18 protein-coding genes are annotated in these 18,814 nt (G+C 67.4%); 3 read left to right on the forward strand and 15 right to left on the reverse strand.

Annotated elements, in window-relative coordinates; genetic code table 11:
• Nucleotides 1-29: 29 nt before the first annotated feature.
• A complete protein-coding gene (locus tag BX604_RS04500) occupies nt 30-1,451 on the reverse strand; it encodes an NAD(P)/FAD-dependent oxidoreductase (RefSeq protein WP_098549758.1) in 1,422 nt (473 codons plus the stop codon).
• A 264-nt stretch (nt 1,452-1,715) separates the two neighbouring features.
• On the opposite strand from BX604_RS04500, the gene BX604_RS04505 reads away from it, so the two are divergent.
• A complete protein-coding gene (locus BX604_RS04505) occupies nt 1,716-2,363 on the forward strand; it encodes a TetR/AcrR family transcriptional regulator (RefSeq protein WP_098549759.1) in 648 nt (215 codons plus the stop codon).
• An 81-nt stretch (nt 2,364-2,444) separates the two neighbouring features.
• Here BX604_RS04505 and BX604_RS04510 read toward each other — a convergent pair whose 3' ends face one another.
• The 4 genes from BX604_RS04510 to edd form a co-directional block, all read right to left on the reverse strand.
• Nucleotides 2,445-2,948 carry a gluconokinase gene (locus BX604_RS04510; RefSeq protein WP_098549760.1) on the reverse strand — a complete coding sequence of 168 codons (504 nt, stop codon included), beginning with the start codon at nt 2,946-2,948 and terminating at the stop codon, nt 2,445-2,447.
• A gap of 13 nt (nt 2,949-2,961) precedes the next feature.
• The gene (locus BX604_RS04515) at nt 2,962-4,323 is read right to left on the reverse strand and encodes a GntP family permease (RefSeq protein WP_098549761.1); all 1,362 of its coding nucleotides are present in this window, start codon (nt 4,321-4,323) and stop codon (nt 2,962-2,964) included.
• A 227-nt stretch (nt 4,324-4,550) separates the two neighbouring features.
• On the reverse strand, nt 4,551-5,177 hold the full coding sequence (gene eda, locus BX604_RS04525; RefSeq protein ID WP_098549762.1) for a bifunctional 4-hydroxy-2-oxoglutarate aldolase/2-dehydro-3-deoxy-phosphogluconate aldolase: 627 nt from the start codon (nt 5,175-5,177) through the stop codon (nt 4,551-4,553).
• 19 nt (nt 5,178-5,196) lie between these two features.
• Nucleotides 5,197-7,053 (reverse strand): phosphogluconate dehydratase, encoded by a 1,857-nt coding sequence (gene edd / locus BX604_RS04530; protein WP_098549763.1) that lies wholly within the window; start codon nt 7,051-7,053, stop codon nt 5,197-5,199.
• 293 nt (nt 7,054-7,346) lie between these two features.
• Between edd and BX604_RS04535 the strand changes: the two genes are divergently transcribed.
• The gene (locus BX604_RS04535) at nt 7,347-8,195 is read left to right on the forward strand and encodes a MurR/RpiR family transcriptional regulator (RefSeq protein WP_098549764.1); all 849 of its coding nucleotides are present in this window, start codon (nt 7,347-7,349) and stop codon (nt 8,193-8,195) included.
• Between the two features lie 96 nt (nt 8,196-8,291).
• Here BX604_RS04535 and BX604_RS04540 read toward each other — a convergent pair whose 3' ends face one another.
• The 9 genes from BX604_RS04540 to BX604_RS04580 all read right to left on the reverse strand — a co-directional run bounded on the left by BX604_RS04540 (nt 8,292) and on the right by BX604_RS04580 (nt 17,563).
• A complete protein-coding gene (locus tag BX604_RS04540; protein WP_098549765.1) occupies nt 8,292-8,714 on the reverse strand; it encodes a CopD family protein in 423 nt (140 codons plus the stop codon).
• 24 nt (nt 8,715-8,738) lie between these two features.
• The gene (locus BX604_RS04545) at nt 8,739-10,010 is read right to left on the reverse strand and encodes a glutamate-5-semialdehyde dehydrogenase (protein ID WP_098549766.1); all 1,272 of its coding nucleotides are present in this window, start codon (nt 10,008-10,010) and stop codon (nt 8,739-8,741) included.
• 152 nt (nt 10,011-10,162) lie between these two features.
• On the reverse strand, nt 10,163-11,257 hold the full coding sequence (holA, locus tag BX604_RS04550) for a DNA polymerase III subunit delta (RefSeq protein WP_098549767.1): 1,095 nt from the start codon (nt 11,255-11,257) through the stop codon (nt 10,163-10,165).
• A gap of 18 nt (nt 11,258-11,275) precedes the next feature.
• Nucleotides 11,276-11,827, reverse strand: a complete 552-nt coding sequence (locus BX604_RS04555; RefSeq protein WP_098549768.1) for an LPS-assembly lipoprotein LptE — start codon at nt 11,825-11,827, stop codon at nt 11,276-11,278.
• Nucleotides 11,828-11,865: 38 nt separating this feature from the next.
• Nucleotides 11,866-14,460, reverse strand: a complete 2,595-nt coding sequence (gene leuS / locus BX604_RS04560; RefSeq protein WP_098549769.1) for a leucine--tRNA ligase — start codon at nt 14,458-14,460, stop codon at nt 11,866-11,868.
• Between the two features lie 279 nt (nt 14,461-14,739).
• Nucleotides 14,740-15,195 (reverse strand): ExbD/TolR family protein, encoded by a 456-nt coding sequence (locus BX604_RS04565; RefSeq protein ID WP_098549770.1) that lies wholly within the window; start codon nt 15,193-15,195, stop codon nt 14,740-14,742.
• Nucleotides 15,196-15,217: 22 nt separating this feature from the next.
• Nucleotides 15,218-15,886, reverse strand: coding sequence for a MotA/TolQ/ExbB proton channel family protein (locus tag BX604_RS04570; protein WP_098549771.1), 669 nt, complete (start codon nt 15,884-15,886; stop codon nt 15,218-15,220).
• Nucleotides 15,887-15,905: 19 nt separating this feature from the next.
• A complete protein-coding gene (gene dapB / locus BX604_RS04575) occupies nt 15,906-16,703 on the reverse strand; it encodes a 4-hydroxy-tetrahydrodipicolinate reductase (protein WP_098549772.1) in 798 nt (265 codons plus the stop codon).
• 65 nt (nt 16,704-16,768) lie between these two features.
• On the reverse strand, nt 16,769-17,563 hold the full coding sequence (locus BX604_RS04580) for an outer membrane protein assembly factor BamE (RefSeq protein WP_098549773.1): 795 nt from the start codon (nt 17,561-17,563) through the stop codon (nt 16,769-16,771).
• 142 nt (nt 17,564-17,705) lie between these two features.
• Here BX604_RS04580 and fur point away from each other — a divergent pair, with 142 nt between their 5' ends.
• Nucleotides 17,706-18,134 carry a ferric iron uptake transcriptional regulator gene (gene fur / locus BX604_RS04585; RefSeq protein WP_006753314.1) on the forward strand — a complete coding sequence of 143 codons (429 nt, stop codon included), beginning with the start codon at nt 17,706-17,708 and terminating at the stop codon, nt 18,132-18,134.
• A gap of 146 nt (nt 18,135-18,280) precedes the next feature.
• Here fur and BX604_RS04590 read toward each other — a convergent pair whose 3' ends face one another.
• A complete protein-coding gene (locus BX604_RS04590) occupies nt 18,281-18,805 on the reverse strand; it encodes an ureidoglycolate lyase (RefSeq protein WP_098549774.1) in 525 nt (174 codons plus the stop codon).
• Nucleotides 18,806-18,814: the final 9 nt, after the last annotated feature.

Below are 18,814 nucleotides of genomic sequence, written 5' to 3' on the forward strand. Positions count from 1 at the left end.
CGGGCTTTTTTGTTGCTGTCGCAGTCCGGTCAGAACGAGATCATCCGCCCCGGATTCAGCGCACTCATCACGCTCATCGCCGCCTTCGCAGCGGGAATCGCGATCGGCGACAGTTGCCGGCCGAGCGGAATCTCGCGATGGTCGATGCCGGTCAGCATCGAGAAATCGTCGTTGCGGCCGACGAAATCGTCGCAGATCGCCTTGCCGATCCGCACCGTCTGCGCGACGCCGTGCCCGCTCCAGCCCTGCACCATGTACATCGGCACGCGGCCATCGGTCTTGCGGCTGTCGGTCGCGCCGTTCAGCGTGAAGTCGCTGACGCCGCTCCAGCAGTAGTCGAGCGCGAAACGGCCGTCGTGCTGCGGGAACACCGTGTTCAGCCGCGTCAGCAGATACGCGTTGACGTCGGGCTGCGCCCAGCAGGTGCCGGTGCCCTGCCCGCCGAACAGCAGGCGGTTGCCGCGCACCGGCCGGTAGTAGTCGATCTGGAACTGCGTGTCGTACACCGGCATGCCGGCCGGCATCAGCGTCGCGACGTCGACGTCGAGCGGCGCCGTCACGCTCACGTACGTGAAGAACGGCACGGTGGTCGCAGCGCCGTCGTCGAGCAGCCGGAACGTCGTGTTGTGCAGCGCGAGCACGACGCCCTTGCGCGCGGTGATCGTGCCGCCCGGCGTCGTCGCGACCACACCTTCGGGCGTTTCGTCGAGCTCGAGCACCTCGGTGCCTTCGTACAGTGCGCCGCCGTTCAGCCGGAAGCCGTGCACGAGACCGCGCACCAGCGCGAGCGGATGAATCTGCCCGCCGATCGCGTCGACCGCCGCGCCGTGATACAGCCCGGAGCGCACGTATTCGTCGTGCAGCTGGTGGCGGCCGACGAGCGTCACGCCGGCGTCGCCGAGATGGCGGCGGGCGTCCGCGCCGTCGAGCAGCGCGCTCATGTGGCCCGGGTGGACCGCCGCCGTCACGTGGCCGCGCTTGCGGTCGAGATCGAGTGCGTAACGCGCGCCGATCGCGTCGATCAGGTCCATCGACTCGGCCGACGCGAAGCGCCACAGCCGCTTCGCATCGTCGTGCGACAGGTGGTCGATCATGTCGGCCGCTTCCCAGCGCGCAAGGCCCGGCGTGAGCTGGCCGCCGTTGCGGCCCGACGCGGCCGATCCGACGTGATGCTTGTCGACGAGGATCGTGTCGACGCCCGCTTCCGCGAGATGCAGCGCGGCCGATGCGCCGAGCAACCCGGCGCCGATCACGAGCACGTCGCACACGGCGTCGTGCACGAGCGGCGCGCTGTTGTCATGGTGCGACAGCGATGCCTCGTACCAGTTGGCCGGACGGCCGCCGTCGTAGCGCGACGGATCGCACCAGTTCCAGTTGTCCTTCTCGATATTCAGTTGCGTCTGGTCGAAACGCGATTCGCCCTGGATCAGGGGTGTGTTGCTGGAAGTCATGATTGCACTTGCATGGTCTTGGGCCGCCTGTCGAAGAGCCGTGAGGCTTCGCGGGTGGGGCAGCCGGTTCCACTTGGGTGTCAACGAGATAAAGGGCGCAATGGCCCGTGTTGACGGCAGGCACGCTCGTGTCTGCCTGGATCCCGGACCGTGCAAAGCACGCATTGAAAGGTGCCGGGACACCCAATTTCTACACCGCAGAAATAATTCTACAGCGTAGAATACACTTTCGTCAAGATTACAGCTGCCCGCCTCGCCTTCCCCATGAAAGACAAACCCGCTCAAGGCCCGCGTGGCCTCGACAAGGACGCGATCGTCGCGGCCGCGCTCGCGCTGCTCGAAGAAGTCGGCGAAGCCGCATTCAGCGTGCGCAAGCTCGCGCTGTCGGTCGGCTGCGACCCGATGAGCGTGCTGTACCACTTCAAGTCGAAGGACGGCCTGAGCCGCGCGATCGCGAATGCGCTGTCGCGCTCGCTGGTGCCGGTCGACGATACCTTGCCGTGGCGCGAGCGGCTGCGCGATCTCGCGCGCCAGTACCGCGCGCTCGCGCTGCGCCATCCGGCCGCGTTCGCGCTGCTGCAGCGTCACATGAGCACCGGCCCGGCCGATCTCGCGCACATCGAGGCCGTGCATCGCGCGCTGGTCGACGCCGGCATTGCGCGCGCGGCGCTGCCGTCGGTATGCGTCGGCTGGTATGCGAGCGTGATCGGGCTCGCCGCCGCGGAAGCCGGCGGCCTCACGCGGCCGGCGAACGACGTCGAGCTCGCGGAGATGAATGCGCTGTCCGACGCCGAGCACCCGCTCGTCAAGTCGGCCGCGCCGCTGTATGCGCAGCTCGATCCGGCCGCCGTGTACGACACGATGGTCGACGTGCTGCTCAACGGCATCGCGCAGCACGCGTGCGCCGCCTGACCGGTTTGCTCGCCGCCAACGAAAAAGGCGCCCCGCAGGGCGCCTTTTTCAGTTTCGCGCGACGACTGCCGCGCACCGCGCTCAGTGCTGCTGCGCGAGGCCGATCTTCACCATCACTTCGTCAACGATCTGCTCGGGCGTCAACTCGATACTGACCACGATCGCTTCGTCCTCGCCCGGTTCCTCGAGCGTGTCGAGCTGGCTTTTCAGCAGCGACGGATCGAAGAAATGGCCGGTGCGGGTCTTCAGGCGCTCGTGCAACACCTCGAACGAACCCTTCAGATACACGAACCGCACGTCGGTGTCGGTGCCGCGCAGCACGTCGCGGTACGAACGCTTCAGCGACGAGCACGTGAACACGGCCGTCTCTCCGGCCTGCTGCTTTTCCTCGATGGCCGCGCGGATCGTGCGCAGCCACGGCCAGCGGTCGTCGTCGGTCAGCGGAATGCCCTGGTGCATCTTTTCCTTGTTCGCCGCGCTGTGAAACGCGTCGCCGTCGGTATAGCTGCACGCCAGGCGTTCCGCCAGCATTTCGCCGATTCGCGACTTGCCCGCGCCCGACACGCCCATTGCGATCAGAATCATTGACTACCCCTTGTTACAGAACGATGCTCAGCACCAACGTGAAGCCCAAACCCAGCAACGAGATGATGGTTTCGAGCAACGACCAGGTCTTGAACGTCTGACCGACCGTCATCCCGAAGTATTCCTTGATCAGCCAGAAGCCGCCGTCATTCACGTGCGAGAAGATCAGCGAACCCGAGCCGGTGGCGAGCACCAGCAGTTCCGGGCTGACCGTCGTGCCGGCCGCTGCGGCGATCGGTGCGACGATGCCGCAGGCCGTCGTCATCGCGACCGTGGCCGAGCCCGTGGCGAGACGCATCAGCGCCGCGACGAACCAGCCGAGCAGCAGCGGCGACAGGTGCGCGTGCTTCGCGGTCTCGACGATCTGCTGCGAGATCCCGCTGTCGCGCAGGACGCCGCCGAAGCCGCCGCCCGCGCCGACGATCAGCGTGATGCCGGCGATCGGCGCCAGACACTCGCCGCAGAACTTCTGGATCTGGTCGCGGTTGAAGCCTTGCAGCTTGCCGAACGTGAAGAAGCTCACCAGCACGGCGATCAGCAGCGCGACGTCGGAGTTGCCGGCAAAGCGCAGCAGGTTGTTCGGCAGCGACTTCGGTGCGAACACCAGGTCGGCCCAGCTGCCGACGAGCATCAGCACGACGGGCAGCAGGATCGTGAACAGCGTGATGCCGAAACCCGGCAGCTCGCGCGTGCGGCCGTTCGAGTGCGTATCGACGAACTGCGCCGCGAGCGGGTTGTTTTCCGGCAGCTTCACGAACTTCGAGATCGTCAGCGCGAACAGCGGGCCCGCGATGATCGCGGTCGGCACGCCGACGATCAGGCCGAACGCGATCGTCTTGCCGATATCGGCGCCGTATTGCTGGACGGCCAGCAGCGCGGCCGGGTGCGGCGGGATCAGCCCGTGCACGACCGACAGGCCGGCCACCATCGGCAGGCCGACGACGAGCAGCGATTTGCCGGTGCGTTTCGCAACGTTGAACGCGATCGGGATCAGCAGCACGAAGCCGACTTCGAAGAACACCGGCAGGCCGACGATGATCGCGACGAACATCATCGCCCAGTGGATGTTCTTTTCACCGAACCAGTCGATCAGCGTGGTCGCGATCCGCTCGGCGCCGCCCGATTCGGCCATCATCTTGCCGAGCATCGTGCCGAGGCCGACGACGATCGCAATGTGGCCGAGCGTGCCGCCGGTGCCCGCTTCGAACGACTTGACGATCTTGTCCATCGGCATGCCGACGGCGAGACCCAGGCCAAGCGAAACGATGATCAGCACCAGGAACGGGTAGATCTTGAAACGCGCGATCATCAGGATCAGCGCGGCGATCGCGATCAGCGTGAATATGAGCAGCATGCTGCCTTGGACAGCCCCCATGTGGCACTCCTCCTTGGATTGTTCGAACCGGGCGAGTTGTAGCGAGTATGCCCGGCTATACATGTCTCCGAAACACGGGGGGATACCCACCCCACCCCGTCAGGACGCTGAATTTTACTTATCTTTACGGTTCACGGATAGAACCGGTTCCATCAGCAAAAACCCTCGGTAAAACAAGCACTAAGGCACTTGTCTTCCGAGGGTCAGACTACCATGTCGTGCAAGACTTAACGGGGGAGCTGGCTCGCGGCTTGCGCGAGACGCGTGACTTCGGCCCAGTCCTGCGCGGCGAGCGCGGCCTTCGGCGTGAGCCACGAGCCGCCGACGCACACGACGTTCGGCAGCTTCAGGAAATTCGGCGCGCTCTCGACCGTGATGCCGCCGGTCGGGCAGAACTTCAGCGCCGGGAACGGACCGTGGAACGCCTGCAGCATCGGCACGCCGCCGGCTTGCTGCGCGGGGAAGAACTTGACGATCTCGTAGCCGAATTCGAGCGCCTGGATGATGTCGCTCGGCGTCATCACGCCCGGCAGCAGCGGCAGGTCCGCGTCGAGCGACGCGAGGTGCAGGTCCTTCGTGAGGCCCGGCGACACGCCGAACTTCGCGCCCGCGCGCTTCGCCTGAGCGCAGTGCTCGGGCTTCGTGATCGTGCCGACGCCGACCACGATGTCGTCCGCGAGCTGGCTCGCGCGCTGGATCGCCTCGAGGCCCGCCGGCGTGCGCAGCGTGATCTCGAGCACCTTGACGCCGCCCGCGTGCAACGCGCGCGACACGTGTTCGCCCTGCTCGACCGAGTCGAATGCGAGCACCGGAATGACCGGGCCCAGCTTCACGATTTCAGCAATCGTCTTCATTGATGTGGCTCCTTGAAATTCATGCGGCGACGTGGACGGCCGCTTCGCCGACCAGCGTCCCGAAAACCGATGCGCCCTGCTCGGCCGGCGCGGCAGCCGCGCGGAACACGCCGAACAGTTCACGCCCGAAACCCGTCTCGTTGTCGACCTGGTGCAGCGGCTGCGCGACCGGGCGCGCCTGCCATTCGGCTTCGTCGATCTCGACGTCGAGCACGCCCGCGTCCGCGTCGATCACGAGCGTGTCGCCCGTCTTCACCTTGCCGAGCGGGCCGGCCAGCAGCGCCTCCGGCGACACGTGGATCACGGCCGGCACCTTGCCCGATGCCCCCGACATGCGGCCGTCGGTGACCAGCGCGACGTGGAAGCCCTGATCCTGCAGCACGCCGAGCAGCGGCGTCAAACGGTGCAGCTCGGGCATCCCGTTCGCACGCGCGCCCTGGAAGCGCACCACGGCGACGAAGTCGCGCTTCAGTTCGCCGCGATCGAATGCCGCCTGCACGGCTTCCTGCGAATCGAACACGATCGCGGGCGCCGTCACCTTGCGGTGCTCGGGCGCGACCGCCGAAATCTTGATCACGCCGCGGCCGAGCCGGCCCTGCATCAGGCGCAGGCCGCCGTCCGGCTGGAACGGGTCGCGAATGCCGCGCAGCACCTTCGTGTCGTGGCTCTCGGCCGTGCCGTCGACCCACGTCAGCTTGCCGTCGATCAGCTTCGGCTCCTTCGTGTAGTGCGACAGCCCCTTGCCCGCGACCGTCGTCACGTCTTCGTGCAGCAGCCCGCCTTCGAGCAGGTTGCGCACCAGGAACGCGACGCCGCCTGCTGCGTGGAAGTGGTTCACGTCGGCCTTGCCGTTCGGGTAGATCTTCGCGAGCAGCGGCACGACGGCCGACAGTTCGTCGAAATCGTTCCAGTCGATCAGCACGCCGGCCGCGCGCGCGATCGCGACGAGGTGCAGCGTGTGATTGGTCGAGCCGCCCGTCGCGAGCAACGCGACGATCCCGTTGACGATCGCCTTCTCGTCGACCACATGGCCGATCGGCGTGTACTGGCCGCGCTCCACCGTCAGGTCGAGCACGCGGCGCGCGGCCTCGGCCGTCAGCGCGGTACGCAGCGGCGTGTGCGGATGGACGAACGCGGAGCCCGGCAGGTGCAGGCCCATCAGCTCCATCAGCATCTGGTTGCTGTTCGCGGTGCCGTAGAAGGTGCAGGTGCCGTGGCCGTGATACGCGGCCGATTCGGCTTCGAGCAGCGCGTCGCGGCCGACCTGGCCGGTCGCGAACTGCTGGCGGATCTTCGCCTTGTCGTCGTTCGACAGGCCGCTCGTCATCGGGCCGGCCGGCACGAAGATGGTCGGCAGGTGGCCGAACTGCAGCGCGCCGATCAGCAGGCCCGGCACGATCTTGTCGCAGATGCCGAGGCAGAGCGCCGCGTCGAACATGTTGTGGGTGAGCGCGATTGCCGTGCCCATCGCGATCGCTTCGCGCGAGAACAGCGACAGCTCCATCCCGGGGTTGCCCTGCGTGACGCCGTCGCACATCGCCGGCACGCCGCCGGCAAACTGCGCGACACCGCCGTTCTCGCGTGCGGCGGCCTTGATGATGTCGGGGAAATCCTTGTACGGCGCGTGCGCGGACAGCATCTCGTTGTACGAGGACACGATGCCGATGTTCGGCTCGCGAATCGCCTTGATCTGGAACTTGTCGCTGCCCTCGAGACCCGCGAAGCCGTGCGCGAGGTTCGCGCACGACAGCGCGCCGCGCGCCGGAAACTTGCCTTGCGCGCCGTCGATGCGCTGCAGATAGGCGGAACGGGTCGATTGGCTGCGGGCGATCACGCGTTCGGTGACTTTCGCCAGAGTGGGGTGCAGCGACGTCATGCTGGGCGCTCCTGTATGCCGGACGACACCGGCGGTTGGAATCGTGGGGACGGTCGAGTACGTCGAACGAACGAAGCCAGTCTAGTAGAAAAACTACAAGCACGCAATGCAGATCGACATGCGCGCAACCCTTATTCCCGCCACCAGCAAGGCTTTACCTAGTGAAAACCCTAATCAATCCCGCCATCCACTCGGAGAAAGGCCAGCGAAAGAACTAGTATTTTTATGTAGATTTTCTACAATTCGATTGCGATACACTCGCTCATCCGAACCCGATTTTCATCTGCCGTCCCATGCTGCCCCGCATTGAAGCGATCCGCGCCGAGTTGCGCCCGTCCGAGCGCAAGCTCGCCGACTACATCCTCGCCGCGCCGCGCGAGGTGCTCGACCTCGCGATGACCGAGCTGTCGACCCGCGCGGGCGTGAGCCAGCCGACCATCGCGCGCTTTTGCCAGGCGCTCGGCTGCAGCGGCTTTCGCGAATTCAAGATCCGGCTCGCGCAGAGCATCGCGCCCGGCGTGTCGTCGGTCTATCGCGACGTCGAACCGGACGAGCCCGCGCCCGGCATCATCGGCAAGGTGTTCGACCGCACGATCGGCGCGCTGATCGAGGTGCGCAACAGCCTGTCGGCCGGCAGCGTCGCCGACGCGATCGCGCTGCTGTCGAACGCATCGCGCATCGAGTTCTACGGCGCGGGCGGCTCGGGCATCGCCGCGCAGGACATCCAGCACAAGTTCTTCCGGCTCGGCGTGCCGAGCGTCGCGTATTCGGACCCGCACACGTTCTCGATGTCGTCGGCGCTGCTCGGGCCGCACGACGTCGTCGTCGCGATCTCGAACACCGGCCGCACGCGCGACATCGTCGAGGCCGCGCGCTCCGCGCTCGCGTGCGGCGCGAAGGTCGTCGCGATCACGCAAAGCCATTCGCCACTCGCGAAGCTTGCGACGGTGAGCCTCGCGTCGAACGTCGCCGAGGAAACCGACGTGTTCTCGCCGATGACGTCGCGGATGTCGCATCTCGCGATCGGCGACATCCTCGCGGTCGGCGTCGCGCTGTCGCGCGGGCCGGCGCTGATGGAGCGGGTCGGCCGCGCGAAGGAGGCGATCACGCGCCGTCGGCTCGACGACCCGGCGAAGGAATGAACGCGCGCAACGCGCAAATGAAAATGGCGCCCCGAGGGGCGCCATTTTTTGTGCATCAATCGCCGGCCGGAGCGACGGCGATGCGGTGCAACGCAATCAGAACGGCTTGATCACGACCAGCGCGACCGCCGCGAGCATGCCGAGCACCGGCAGCTCGTTGAACACGCGATACCACTTGTCGGTGCGGCGGTTCTCGCCGCGCTCGAACACCCGCAGCAGATGCCCGCAATACGCGTGGTAGATCACGAGCAGCAGCACCACCGTCACCTTCGCGTGAATCCAGCCCTGCCCCTGGCCGATGCCGATCGCAAGCCAGAGCCACAACCCGCACGCCAGCGCCGGCACCGCGATGAACGTCATGAAGCGGAACAGCTTGCGCGCCATCAGCAGCAGGCGCCGCACCGCGGCCGGATCGGTTTCCATCGCGAGATTCACGTAGATGCGCGGCAGGTAGAACAGCCCCGCGAACCACGCGGCGATCAGAACGATATGGAACGTCTTGACCCAGAGCATTGCCATTGGTTGTGCGCCTCGCTTGACGGATTACTGGCGGCCTTCGCCGTGCCCGAGCACGACGTACTTCAGCGACGTGAGCCCTTCCAGGCCGACGGGGCCACGTGCGTGCAGCTTGTCGTTCGAAATGCCGATTTCCGCGCCGAGGCCGAATTCGAAGCCGTCCGCGAAGCGTGTCGACGCGTTGACCATCACGCTCGCGGAATCGACTTCGCGCAGGAAGCGCATCGCGCGGTCGTGATCCTCGGTGACGATCGCATCCGTGTGGTGCGAGCCGTAATGGTTGATGTGCTCGATCGCCGCGTCGAGGCCGTCGACGACCTTGATCGCGAGCACCGGCGCGAGATATTCGGTGTGCCAGTCTTCTTCCGTCGCGTCGACGAGCGGACCGACGCCGGCATCGGCGAGCACCGCGCGCGCGGCCGCATCGACGCGCAGTTCGACCTGCTTGTCGCGATACAGCTTGCCGAGCGGCGGCAGCAGCGTCGCGGCGATGCCGCTCGACACCAGCAGCGTCTCCATCGTGTTGCAGGTGCCGTAGCGATGCGTCTTCGCGTTGTCGCACACCGTCAGCGCCTTCGCGAGATCGGCGCGATCGTCGACATACACGTGGCAGATGCCGTCGAGGTGCTTGATCATCGGCACGCGTGCCTCGTTGATCAGGCGCTCGATCAGGCTCTTGCCGCCGCGCGGCACGATCACGTCGACGTATTCGGTCATCGTGATCAGCTTGCCGACCGCCGCGCGATCGGCGGTCGCGACGACCTGCACCGCGTCCTGCGGCAGGCCGGCCGCTTCGAGCCCTTCGCCGATCAGCTTCGCGAGCGCCGCGTTCGACTCGAGCGCTTCGGAGCCGCCGCGCAGGATCGTCGCGTTGCCCGACTTCAGGCACAGCGCGGCCGCGTCGATCGTCACGTTCGGGCGCGACTCGTAGATGATGCCGATCACGCCGAGCGGCACGCGCATCTGGCCGACCTGGATTCCGCTCGGGCGGTACTTGAGGTTGCCGATCTCGCCGATCGGATCGGCCAGCGACGCGACCTGGCGCAGGCCTTCGATCATCGTGTTCAGCGCCTTGTCCGACAGCGTCAGGCGGTCGATGAACGCCGCATCGAGCCCCTTTTCGCGCGCGCGGGCGACGTCGCGTGCATTCGCATCCTTCAGTGCCTGCGCATCGCGCTCGATCGCGCGGGCCACGGCGTCGAGTGCCGCGTTCTTCGCGGCCGTGCTGGCGCGCGCCATCGCGCGGGAAGCGTGCCGGGCACGGCGGCCCAGGTCCGTCATGTACTGGTCGATATCCATCGTGTGACTCGAGAAGCGAGCCGCTTGGCGCGGCGTGAATTCGGGGAAAGCGTGCAGCGCGACCGCGGGAAGGGCCGCGCCGACTATCGAAATATTGTAAGCGGGTTGCGATGCGGGCGCTGACGGCCCCGCCGAGGCCAAGGGTCTAGACCCTAGCGCCGCACGCGACCCGCGGTCGGCGGTCGCTCGCCGCGCTCGCCTGCCACCGTCATCGCGAGCTGGAACAGGCCGTCCCACGGATCGGGCGGCGGATCGTCCTGGGTGCGCCGGCCCGGCGTGATGGCCGACAGCCCCTTGACCTGCCGGTCGAGCTTCGCGGCGAACGCGAGCGCCTTCTCGAGCATCGCTTCCGACACGCGGTTCAGCGCGGGGGCAATCAACCGCTCGCGCGGGCCCCACACGCGATTCTCGCGCAGCAGCGTGGCCAGCGGCTTGCCGGCCGTCGCGCCGCGCTTGATCCGCAGCAGCGTGCGCAATTCCTCGACGACGGCCCACATCACGAGCACGATCGCCTCGCCCTCGCCTTTCAGCCCGTCGATCATCCGCGCGAGCCGTGCGGCGTCGCCGGCGAGCATCGCTTCGTTCAGCTTGAAGACGTCGTAGCGCGCGACGTTCAGCACCGCGTCGTGCACCTGTTCGAACGCCAGCACGCCCTGCGGATACAGCAGCCCGAGCTTCTGGATTTCCTGGTGCGCGGCGAGCAGGTTGCCCTCGACGCGCTCCGCGATGAACTGCAGCGCGCGCCGGCCGTCGTCGCCGGGGGCGACGCGCTGGCCCTGCATCGACAGACGCTGGCCGATCCAGTTCGGCAGCTGCGCGCGGTCGACCGGATCGATCTTCAGCGCGACGCCGCCGTTCTGCAGCGCGGTGAACCAGGCGGATTTCTGCGTGGCCGCGTCGAGCCGCGGCAACGTGACGAGCATCAGCGCGTCGGGGTTGGGCGTCGCCGCGAGCGTCTTCAGCGCATCGGCGCCTTCCTTGCCCGGCTTGCCCGACGGAATGCGCAGCTCGATCAGCTGACGCTCGCCGAACAGCGACATCGCCTGGGTCGCGCCAAGCAGCACGCTCCAGTCGAAGCCGCGCTCGACCGTATGCACCGAACGCTCGGTGAAACCGGCCGCGCGCGCGGCCGCACGAATGCGGTCGCACGCTTCCTGCGCGAGCAGCGGCTCGTCGCCATACACGGTGTAGAGCCCGGCCATCCCCTTCGCGAGGTGCGGCTCCAGCGCATCAAGTCGCAATTGCATCGCTACGTGCGCCGGCGATCAGAGCGGCGGCGGCGGCAGCGGCGCGCCCGGCGCCACGCCCGGCACGACGTCCTGCGGCGCCGGCGTCAGCGAATGGACGATCGCGAGACGCCGCATCAGCTGGTCGACGGCATCGTTCTGCATGTCGGCGTACAGGATGTCGGATTCCTGCGCCTTCGCGTTCGTGTACTGGTCGCTGTACGTCATCGCGCGGTTCAGCGCGATCGCACTCGTCGGGATCAGCACCGTGCCGTCCTTGCTCGTCAGCGTGTAGTTCAGCGTGTAGTACAGCGCATACTCCTGCGCGGTACCGTACTTGTTCAGCGTCAGCGTGTTCTGCCCGCGCGATTCCCACATGCGCAGCACGGCATCGGCGTCGTCCGCCGACTTGACGATCTTCGTGTCGCTGCCGGCCTCGACGAGACGCGTGAGCCGCGCGCCGACAGCCGCCGGCGCGCCGGCGATCAGCAGCCGCTTGAACGCGTAGTCCTGCTGGCCGCGCAGCTGGAAACCGCATGCCGACAGCGCGACCGCGCTGCCGACGAGCACCAAAAACGATCTGCGGATCACCTTCGCTCCTTCTGTGTGCGCCCGACGGCCAGCGGCCGTCAGACGACGATGTTCACGAGACGGCCCGGCACGACGACGATCTTCTTCGCCGGCTTGCCGTCGCTGAACTTCGCGAACGCTTCGTCGGCCACCGCCGCGGCTTCGATCGCCTCGCGGCTCGCGTCCTTCGCGACCTTCAGCGCGCCGCGCACCTTGCCGTTCACCTGCAGCACGAGTTCGATCTCGGCCTGCTCGAGCGCGGCCTCGTCGACCTTCGGCCACGGTGCGTCGAGCAGCGGGCCGAATTCGTCCGCGTAGCCGAGCACTTTCCACAGCTCGAACGTGACGTGCGGCACGACAGGGTACAGCACGCGCAGCAGCACACCGTACGTCTCGCGCAGCACGGCCGGCGTCGCGCCCTTCGCGCCGTCGATCGCGTTCAGCATCTTCATCGCGGCCGACACGACCGTGTTGTACTGCAGACGCTGGTAGTCGAAATCGGCCTGCTTCAGCACGGTGTAGATCTCGCGGCGCAGCGCCTTGTCGGCATCGCCGAGCGTCGCTGCGTCGAAACCGGCGCGCACGGCGAGCGCTTCACGGTTGCCCGCGCCGAAGCTCCACACGCGGCGCAGGAAGCGGCTCGCGCCTTCGACGCCCGCACCCGACCACTCGAGCTGCTGCTCGGGCGGTGCGGCGAACATCGTGAACAGGCGCGCGGTGTCGGCGCCGTACTGGTCGATCAGCAGCTGCGGATCGACGCCGTTGTTCTTCGACTTCGACATCTTCTCGATACCGCCGAGCACGACCGGCTGGCCGTCCGCGTTCAGCGTCGCGCCGACCGGGCGCCCCTTGTCGTCGTGCGTGACCGTCACGTCGAGCGGGTTGTACCAGGTCTTCTTGCCCGATGCGTCTTCGCGATAGTACGTTTCGTTGAGCACCATCCCCTGCGTGAGCAGGTTCTTCGCCGGCTCGCCGAACTTCACGAGGCCGAGGTCGCGCATCACCTTGGTCCAGAAGCGCGAATACAGCAGGTGCAGGATCGCGTGCTCGATGCCGCCGATGTACTGATCCATCGGCATCCAGTAATCGGTGCGCGCGTCGACCATCGTGTCGGCGTCCGGCGCCGTGTAGCGCGAGAAGTACCACGACGAATCGACGAAGGTGTCCATCGTGTCGGTTTCGCGCTTCGCGGCCGCGCCGCACTTCGGGCACGCGCAGTTCAGGAACGCTTCGGACTTCGCGAGCGGGTTGCCCGAGCCGTCCGGCACGAGGTCTTCCGGCAGCACGACCGGCAGGTCCTGCTCCGGCACCGGCACGTCGCCGCACGACGGGCAGTGGATGATCGGGATCGGCGTGCCCCAGTAACGCTGGCGCGACACGCCCCAGTCGCGCAGGCGCCACGTGACCTGCTTGTCGCCGAAGCCGCCGGCCTTCAGGTCGGCCGCAACCGCGTCGACCGCCTCCGCATAGCGCAGGCCGTCGTACTTGCCGCTGTTCACGCAGACCGCGGTTTCCTTGTCGCCGTACCACTCCTGCCAGGCGTCGAGCGAGTAAGCCTGGCCTTCGCTCGCAATCACCTGCTTGATCGGCAGGTCGTATTTCTTCGCGAACGCGAAATCGCGCTCGTCATGGCCCGGCACGCCCATCACCGCGCCTTCGCCATAGCTCATCAGCACGTAGTTGCCGATCCAGACCTCGACCGGCTCGCCCGTCAGCGGGTGCGACACCGAGAAGCCCGTCGCGACGCCCTTCTTCTCCATCGTCGCGACGTCAGCCTCGGCGACACCGCCGCGCTTGCATTCGTCGATGAACGCCTGCAGTTCCGGCTTGCCCTGCGCGAGGCGCGTGGCGAGCGGATGCTCGGCCGCGATCGCGCAGAACGTGACGCCCATGACCGTGTCGGCACGCGTCGTGAACACGCGCAGCAGCGTCTTCTCGCCGTCGAGTTCGTACGGGAAGCCGAAGTTCACGCCGAAGCTCTTGCCGATCCAGTTCTGCTGCATGATCTTCACGCGCTCGGGCCAGCCGAGGCCGTCGAGGTCGTTCAGCAGCTCATCCGCGTACTGCGTGATGCGCAGGTAGTACATCGGGATCTCGCGCTTCTCGACGAGTGCGCCCGAACGCCAGCCGCGGCCGTCGATCACCTGCTCGTTCGCGAGCACGGTCTGGTCGACCGGATCCCAGTTCACGGTGCCCGTCTTCTTGTACGCGATGCCCTTCTCGAGCATCTTCAGGAACAGCCACTGGTTCCACTTGTAGTAGTCGGGCTTGCACGTCGCGATTTCGCGCGACCAGTCGATCGCGAGACCCATCGACTGCATCTGGCCCTTCATGTAGTCGATGTTGTCGTAGGTCCACTTCGCGGGCGGCACGCCGTTCGCCATCGCGGCGTTCTCGGCCGGCATCCCGAACGCGTCCCAGCCCATCGGCATCAGCGTGTTGTAGCCGTTCATCCGCAGATAGCGGTACATCACGTCGTTGATCGTGTAGTTGCGCACGTGACCCATGTGCAGCTTGCCGGACGGGTACGGCAGCATCGACACGCAATAGAACTTCGGTTTCTGCGAATCTTCCTTCGTCTTGTAGGCATCGGCTGCGCGCCAGTCGCCCTGGGCGGCGGCTTCGACGTCGGCGGGTACGTATCTCTCGTGCATGGTGTGGTTCGGACTAGGCTTTAAGCGGCGCGCCACGGGGCGGGCACGCGGATGTGGACGAAAATCGGGCAGCCCGGCGGCGCGAGCAGGCTCACGGTTCCCGGGCCTGCCTCATGGTCCGGATATTCGCCGGGTAACCAGGCGGGTCTCCTGGTTACCCGGCGAAACCCTGCCGACCGGGCGGAAACGACGATTATACCGTCCGTGGCGGGCGGTACGGCCGGTCTCGCGGGCCGGCACGCATTCTGGCCCGCGCCGGATGCGCAGGCGGCCGGCCGGTCAGCGTTTCGCGCCCGCTGCGGCCGGCGCGGCGGCGCCCGCCGGCGGCATGTCGGTGACGAAGCCGATGCGCGTGAGCCCCGCAGCCTGCGCGGCGCCCATCACCTGCGCGATCACGTCGTAGCGGGTCGCGCGCGACGCGCGCAGCCGCAGCTCCGGCGGCGTGGTGCCCGCGGCGGCGGCCCGGAAGCGCGCGGGCAGTGCGTCGAGCGCGACCGGCGTGTCGTCCCAGAACAGCTTGCCGGCGTCGTCGATCGACAGCGTGACCGATTGCGGCGTGTCGCGCGCGACGCTGGCCGCGACCTTCGGCAGGTCGAGCCGAATCGCATGCGTCATCAGCGGCGCGGTGATGATGAAGATGACGAGCAGCACGAGCATCACGTCGATCAGCGGGGTCATGTTGATCTCCGCCATCGGCGCGGACGTCTTGTGGTGCTCCAGTCCGCCGAATGCCATGGTCGTTCCTCCGGGCCGCGCGTCAGGCGCCCTGCGCGCACACGAACACGTGCAGGTCGCGCGCGAAGCCGTCGAGTTCCTCGGCGAGCTGCCGCACGAGCCGCCCGAGGATGTTGTACGCGAGCACCGCGGGAATCGCGACCACGAGCCCGAACGCGGTCATGATCAGCGCCTCGCCGACCGGCCCCGCGACGTTCTCGATCTGCGCCTGCCCGCTCGCGGCGATGCTGCCGAGCGCGTGATAGATGCCCCACACGGTGCCGAGCAGCCCGACGAAAGGCGCGGTGCTGCCGATCGACGCGAGCAGCACCTGGCCGAACTCGAGCCGGCGCTGCGAGCGCAGCATCGCATGACGCAGCGCGCGCAGCACGCGTTCGCTGCGCTCGACGCGCGCGGCCAGCGCGGCCGGGTCATGCTCATCGGCCGCGTCGCGCGCGGCTTCGGCGAGCGGCACGAACACGCGCTCGCGGTCGGCGCCGACGAGCGCGGCGATGCCCGCGTCAAGCGACGGCGCGCGCCAGAATGCGGCGAGCGCGCGCGGCCCCTGCCACTTCGCGCGGACCAGGAGCCAGGCTTTCATGAGGAGGAAGCACCAGCTGGCGACGGACATCGCCAGCAGTACGTAGGCGACGGCGTGCGTGATCGCATCGCCGCTATCGAGGTAGTGGACAACGCCGGTGGGAATGGCCATCGGAGTTTCCCCGTGAGGGTCAGCGCAGGCCGAGCACGTCCTGCATGTCGAACAGGCCGGCGCCACGCGCCGACAGGAAGTGGACCGCGCGCAGCGCGCCCTGCGCGTACGACACGCGGCTCGACGACTTGTGCGTGATCTCGATCCGTTCGCCGATCCCGGCGAACAGCACGGTGTGGTCGCCGACGATGTCGCCGCCGCGCACTGCCGCAAAGCCGATCGTCGACGGATCGCGTTCGCCCGTCACGCCCTGGCGGCCGTACACAGCGCAGTCGTCGAGCGAGCGCCCGAGCGCGCCGGCAACGGCCTCGCCCATCATCAGCGCGGTGCCCGACGGCGCATCGACCTTGTGACGGTGATGCGCCTCGATGATCTCGATGTCGTAGCCGTGCGCGAAATGCTTCGCCGCGAATTCGAGCAGCTTCAGCGTGACGTTCACGCCGACGCTCATGTTCGCCGCGAACACGATGCCGATCTTGCCTGCCGCGGCCTGCAGCTCCGCCTTCTGCTCGACGGTGAAGCCGGTCGTGCCGATCACGAGCTTCACGTCGTGGCGCAGCGCGGCCGCGACGTGCGCGATCGTGCCTTCCGGACGCGTGAAGTCGATCAGGTAGTCGGCCTGCGCGAACACGGCGTCGAGGTCGTCGGTCAGCTTGATTCCGGTTTCCTTGCCGAGGAACGCGCCCGCGTCCTGGCCGAGGAACGGCGAATCGGCGCGGTCGAGCGCGCCGACGAGCTGCGCGTCGGAATCGTTGAGAACGGCTTCGATCAGCATCCGGCCCATACGGCCCGATGCACCGGCAATCGCAATCTTCATGGCTTTCTACACGACAGGTCTAAAGGCGGGCGGCGCATGCCGCCCCGTTTCCGCACGCCGGCCGCTTACTGCGCCGGCGCGGTAAGCGGCTGGTTCTGCAGCGTGTCCGAGCCCTGCGGACCGACAGGCTGCGCCGTGTCGTTCGACACGTTCGGCTGCGGCGGACGATGGAACTGGAACTGCGGCTGGATCGCCGGCGCGACGCCCGGCGGCTGGCCGCCCGGCACCGGTGCGCCGCTCGAAACCTGCGTGGACGGCGTGAAGCGGCGCGCGGCCGTCCCCTGCCCCGATACCTGGTTGGTCGCGCGGTTCGCCGCACGTGCGGCCTGCGCGTTCGCGTCCTGGTCGACCGCCGCGCCGGATGCCGGCTCGGCAGCCGGGCTCGCGGCAGCGGTGGTCTCTGCGGCGCTCGCGGCAGCGGCTTCGGACGCCCTCTTCGCCGCGGCGGCGGCCTTCGCCTTCTTGCCGCCGCGATCGCCGTCGATATCGGCCAGCAGGTCGAGCTCGGAAGGCAGGTTCTCAGCACCCGACCAGCTCGCGAGGCGGTCGCCCGAGAACGTCAGCACGAGGTCGCGCTGCTGGACGACGGCCGTCGAGCCGCGCTTGAAGTAGAAGAGGTAATCCCAGCGGTCAGCATGGAACATGTCGGTCAGCAGCGGCGTGCCGAGCAACGCGCGGACCTGCTCGCGCGACATCCCGGCCTGCAGCTGTGCCGCCTTTTCCTGCGACACGAAGTTGCCCTGCACGACAGTGATCCGATAGGGCGTGATGCTCTGCGCGATGCGCTGCGTCACGCTGTCGTACGACGAACAACCAGCCAGCGCGGCAACGGCGGCGGCAGCGATGATGGCACTCCGCATGCGACTCCTCTGAAAGTGCGAAAGAGATTCTGGGATCATTTCCGTCACCGTGCTGGCCCGCGTCGCGAGCCGCGCGTGTTTCTGGAACGGCGAAAAGCCGGTAACATTGAAGCCCTGCATTGTACTCTAGGGATGCCTAGCCATGACCAATCCGACGGATCTCAAGAATATTGGGCTCAAGGCCACCCTACCGCGCCTCAAGATTCTCGAGATCTTCCAACAGAGCCCGGTGCGTCACCTGACGGCCGAAGACGTCTACCGGAACCTGCTCAACGAACAACTCGACATCGGGCTCGCCACGGTTTACCGCGTGCTGACGCAGTTCGAGCAGGCAGGCCTGCTCACGCGCAGCAACTTCGAATCCGGCAAGGCCGTGTTCGAACTGAACGAAGGTTCGCACCACGATCACCTCGTGTGCCTCGATTGCGGCCGCGTCGAAGAATTCTTCGACGCCGAGATCGAAAGCCGCCAGCAGGCGATCGCGAAGGAACGCGGCTTCCGGCTCCAGGAACACTCGCTCGCGATGTACGGTTCCTGCACGACCGAGAACTGCCCGCACCGCAAGCACTGATCCGCACCATTCGCGCATGCGCGACGGCCCGGCCGGCATCTCGCCGCCCGGGCCGTGTTGTTTTCGAGACAGGATTCATGCGACGAGGCCCGCGTGACACGCGGACCCGTCCGGAAACGTTTTCAGTCGTGCGGCTGCGCCGTGCGTCAGGCCGTGCTCGCGCAGGCCGGTTCGAACTCGAGCGCCCACGCGTCGTCGAGCGGGATCTCGTCGCAGTTCGGCTGCGGGCCGCCGCGATCGACGATCACGAAATCGCTGACCGCGTCGAGCGCGAGCAGCGGGTGATGCCACACGCCCTTCGCATAATTCACGCCCTGCCAGCCTTCGGCGAGGAACGCGCGCATCGCGTCGGGCCGGAATTCGCCGGCCGGCGCGACGACGATCGCGTAGCGCGACACGGCCGCCAGCGGGATGAATGCCTGGCTGCCGTGCGGATGACGCTCCATCAGCGTGATCGCGACCGGCAGCGTGCGCGGCTGCGCGCGGAACATGCTGACGAGCGGCCGGCCGCCGTCCGTGCAGACGTCGATCGTCGCGAGATCGTGGAAACGCTCGGTCGTCCCGCCGTTGATCGGGAAATGCCGCGCGCCTTCGAGCGCGATCACGTCGCCGAACGGCGCGAACGCTTCGCGGGTCAGCCGCTCGACGCGCAAGATATGGGGTCTGCTCATGCCATCACC

The sequence above is a fragment of the Burkholderia sp. JKS000303 genome (assembly GCF_002563755.1).
GTDB lineage: Bacteria > Pseudomonadota > Gammaproteobacteria > Burkholderiales > Burkholderiaceae > Burkholderia > Burkholderia anthina_B.

What these genes read in the sequence shown, in the direction of transcription:
- BX604_RS04500 (WP_098549758.1), bottom strand. Translation starts at nt 1,451, where the DNA reads ATGACTTCCAGCAACACACCCCTGATCCAGGGCGAATCGCGTTTCGAC.
- BX604_RS04505 (WP_098549759.1), top strand. Translation starts at nt 1,716, where the DNA reads ATGAAAGACAAACCCGCTCAAGGCCCGCGTGGCCTCGACAAGGACGCG.
- BX604_RS04510 (WP_098549760.1), bottom strand. Translation starts at nt 2,948, where the DNA reads ATGATTCTGATCGCAATGGGCGTGTCGGGCGCGGGCAAGTCGCGAATC.
- BX604_RS04515 (WP_098549761.1), bottom strand. Translation starts at nt 4,323, where the DNA reads ATGGGGGCTGTCCAAGGCAGCATGCTGCTCATATTCACGCTGATCGCG.
- eda (WP_098549762.1), bottom strand. Translation starts at nt 5,177, where the DNA reads ATGAAGACGATTGCTGAAATCGTGAAGCTGGGCCCGGTCATTCCGGTG.
- edd (WP_098549763.1), bottom strand. Translation starts at nt 7,053, where the DNA reads ATGACGTCGCTGCACCCCACTCTGGCGAAAGTCACCGAACGCGTGATC.
- BX604_RS04535 (WP_098549764.1), top strand. Translation starts at nt 7,347, where the DNA reads ATGCTGCCCCGCATTGAAGCGATCCGCGCCGAGTTGCGCCCGTCCGAG.
- BX604_RS04540 (WP_098549765.1), bottom strand. Translation starts at nt 8,714, where the DNA reads ATGGCAATGCTCTGGGTCAAGACGTTCCATATCGTTCTGATCGCCGCG.
- BX604_RS04545 (WP_098549766.1), bottom strand. Translation starts at nt 10,010, where the DNA reads ATGGATATCGACCAGTACATGACGGACCTGGGCCGCCGTGCCCGGCAC.
- holA (WP_098549767.1), bottom strand. Translation starts at nt 11,257, where the DNA reads ATGCAATTGCGACTTGATGCGCTGGAGCCGCACCTCGCGAAGGGGATG.
- leuS (WP_098549769.1), bottom strand. Translation starts at nt 14,460, where the DNA reads ATGCACGAGAGATACGTACCCGCCGACGTCGAAGCCGCCGCCCAGGGC.
- BX604_RS04565 (WP_098549770.1), bottom strand. Translation starts at nt 15,195, where the DNA reads ATGGCATTCGGCGGACTGGAGCACCACAAGACGTCCGCGCCGATGGCG.
- BX604_RS04570 (WP_098549771.1), bottom strand. Translation starts at nt 15,886, where the DNA reads ATGGCCATTCCCACCGGCGTTGTCCACTACCTCGATAGCGGCGATGCG.
- dapB (WP_098549772.1), bottom strand. Translation starts at nt 16,703, where the DNA reads ATGAAGATTGCGATTGCCGGTGCATCGGGCCGTATGGGCCGGATGCTG.
- BX604_RS04580 (WP_098549773.1), bottom strand. Translation starts at nt 17,563, where the DNA reads ATGCGGAGTGCCATCATCGCTGCCGCCGCCGTTGCCGCGCTGGCTGGT.
- fur (WP_006753314.1), top strand. Translation starts at nt 17,706, where the DNA reads ATGACCAATCCGACGGATCTCAAGAATATTGGGCTCAAGGCCACCCTA.
- BX604_RS04590 (WP_098549774.1), bottom strand. Translation starts at nt 18,805, where the DNA reads ATGAGCAGACCCCATATCTTGCGCGTCGAGCGGCTGACCCGCGAAGCG.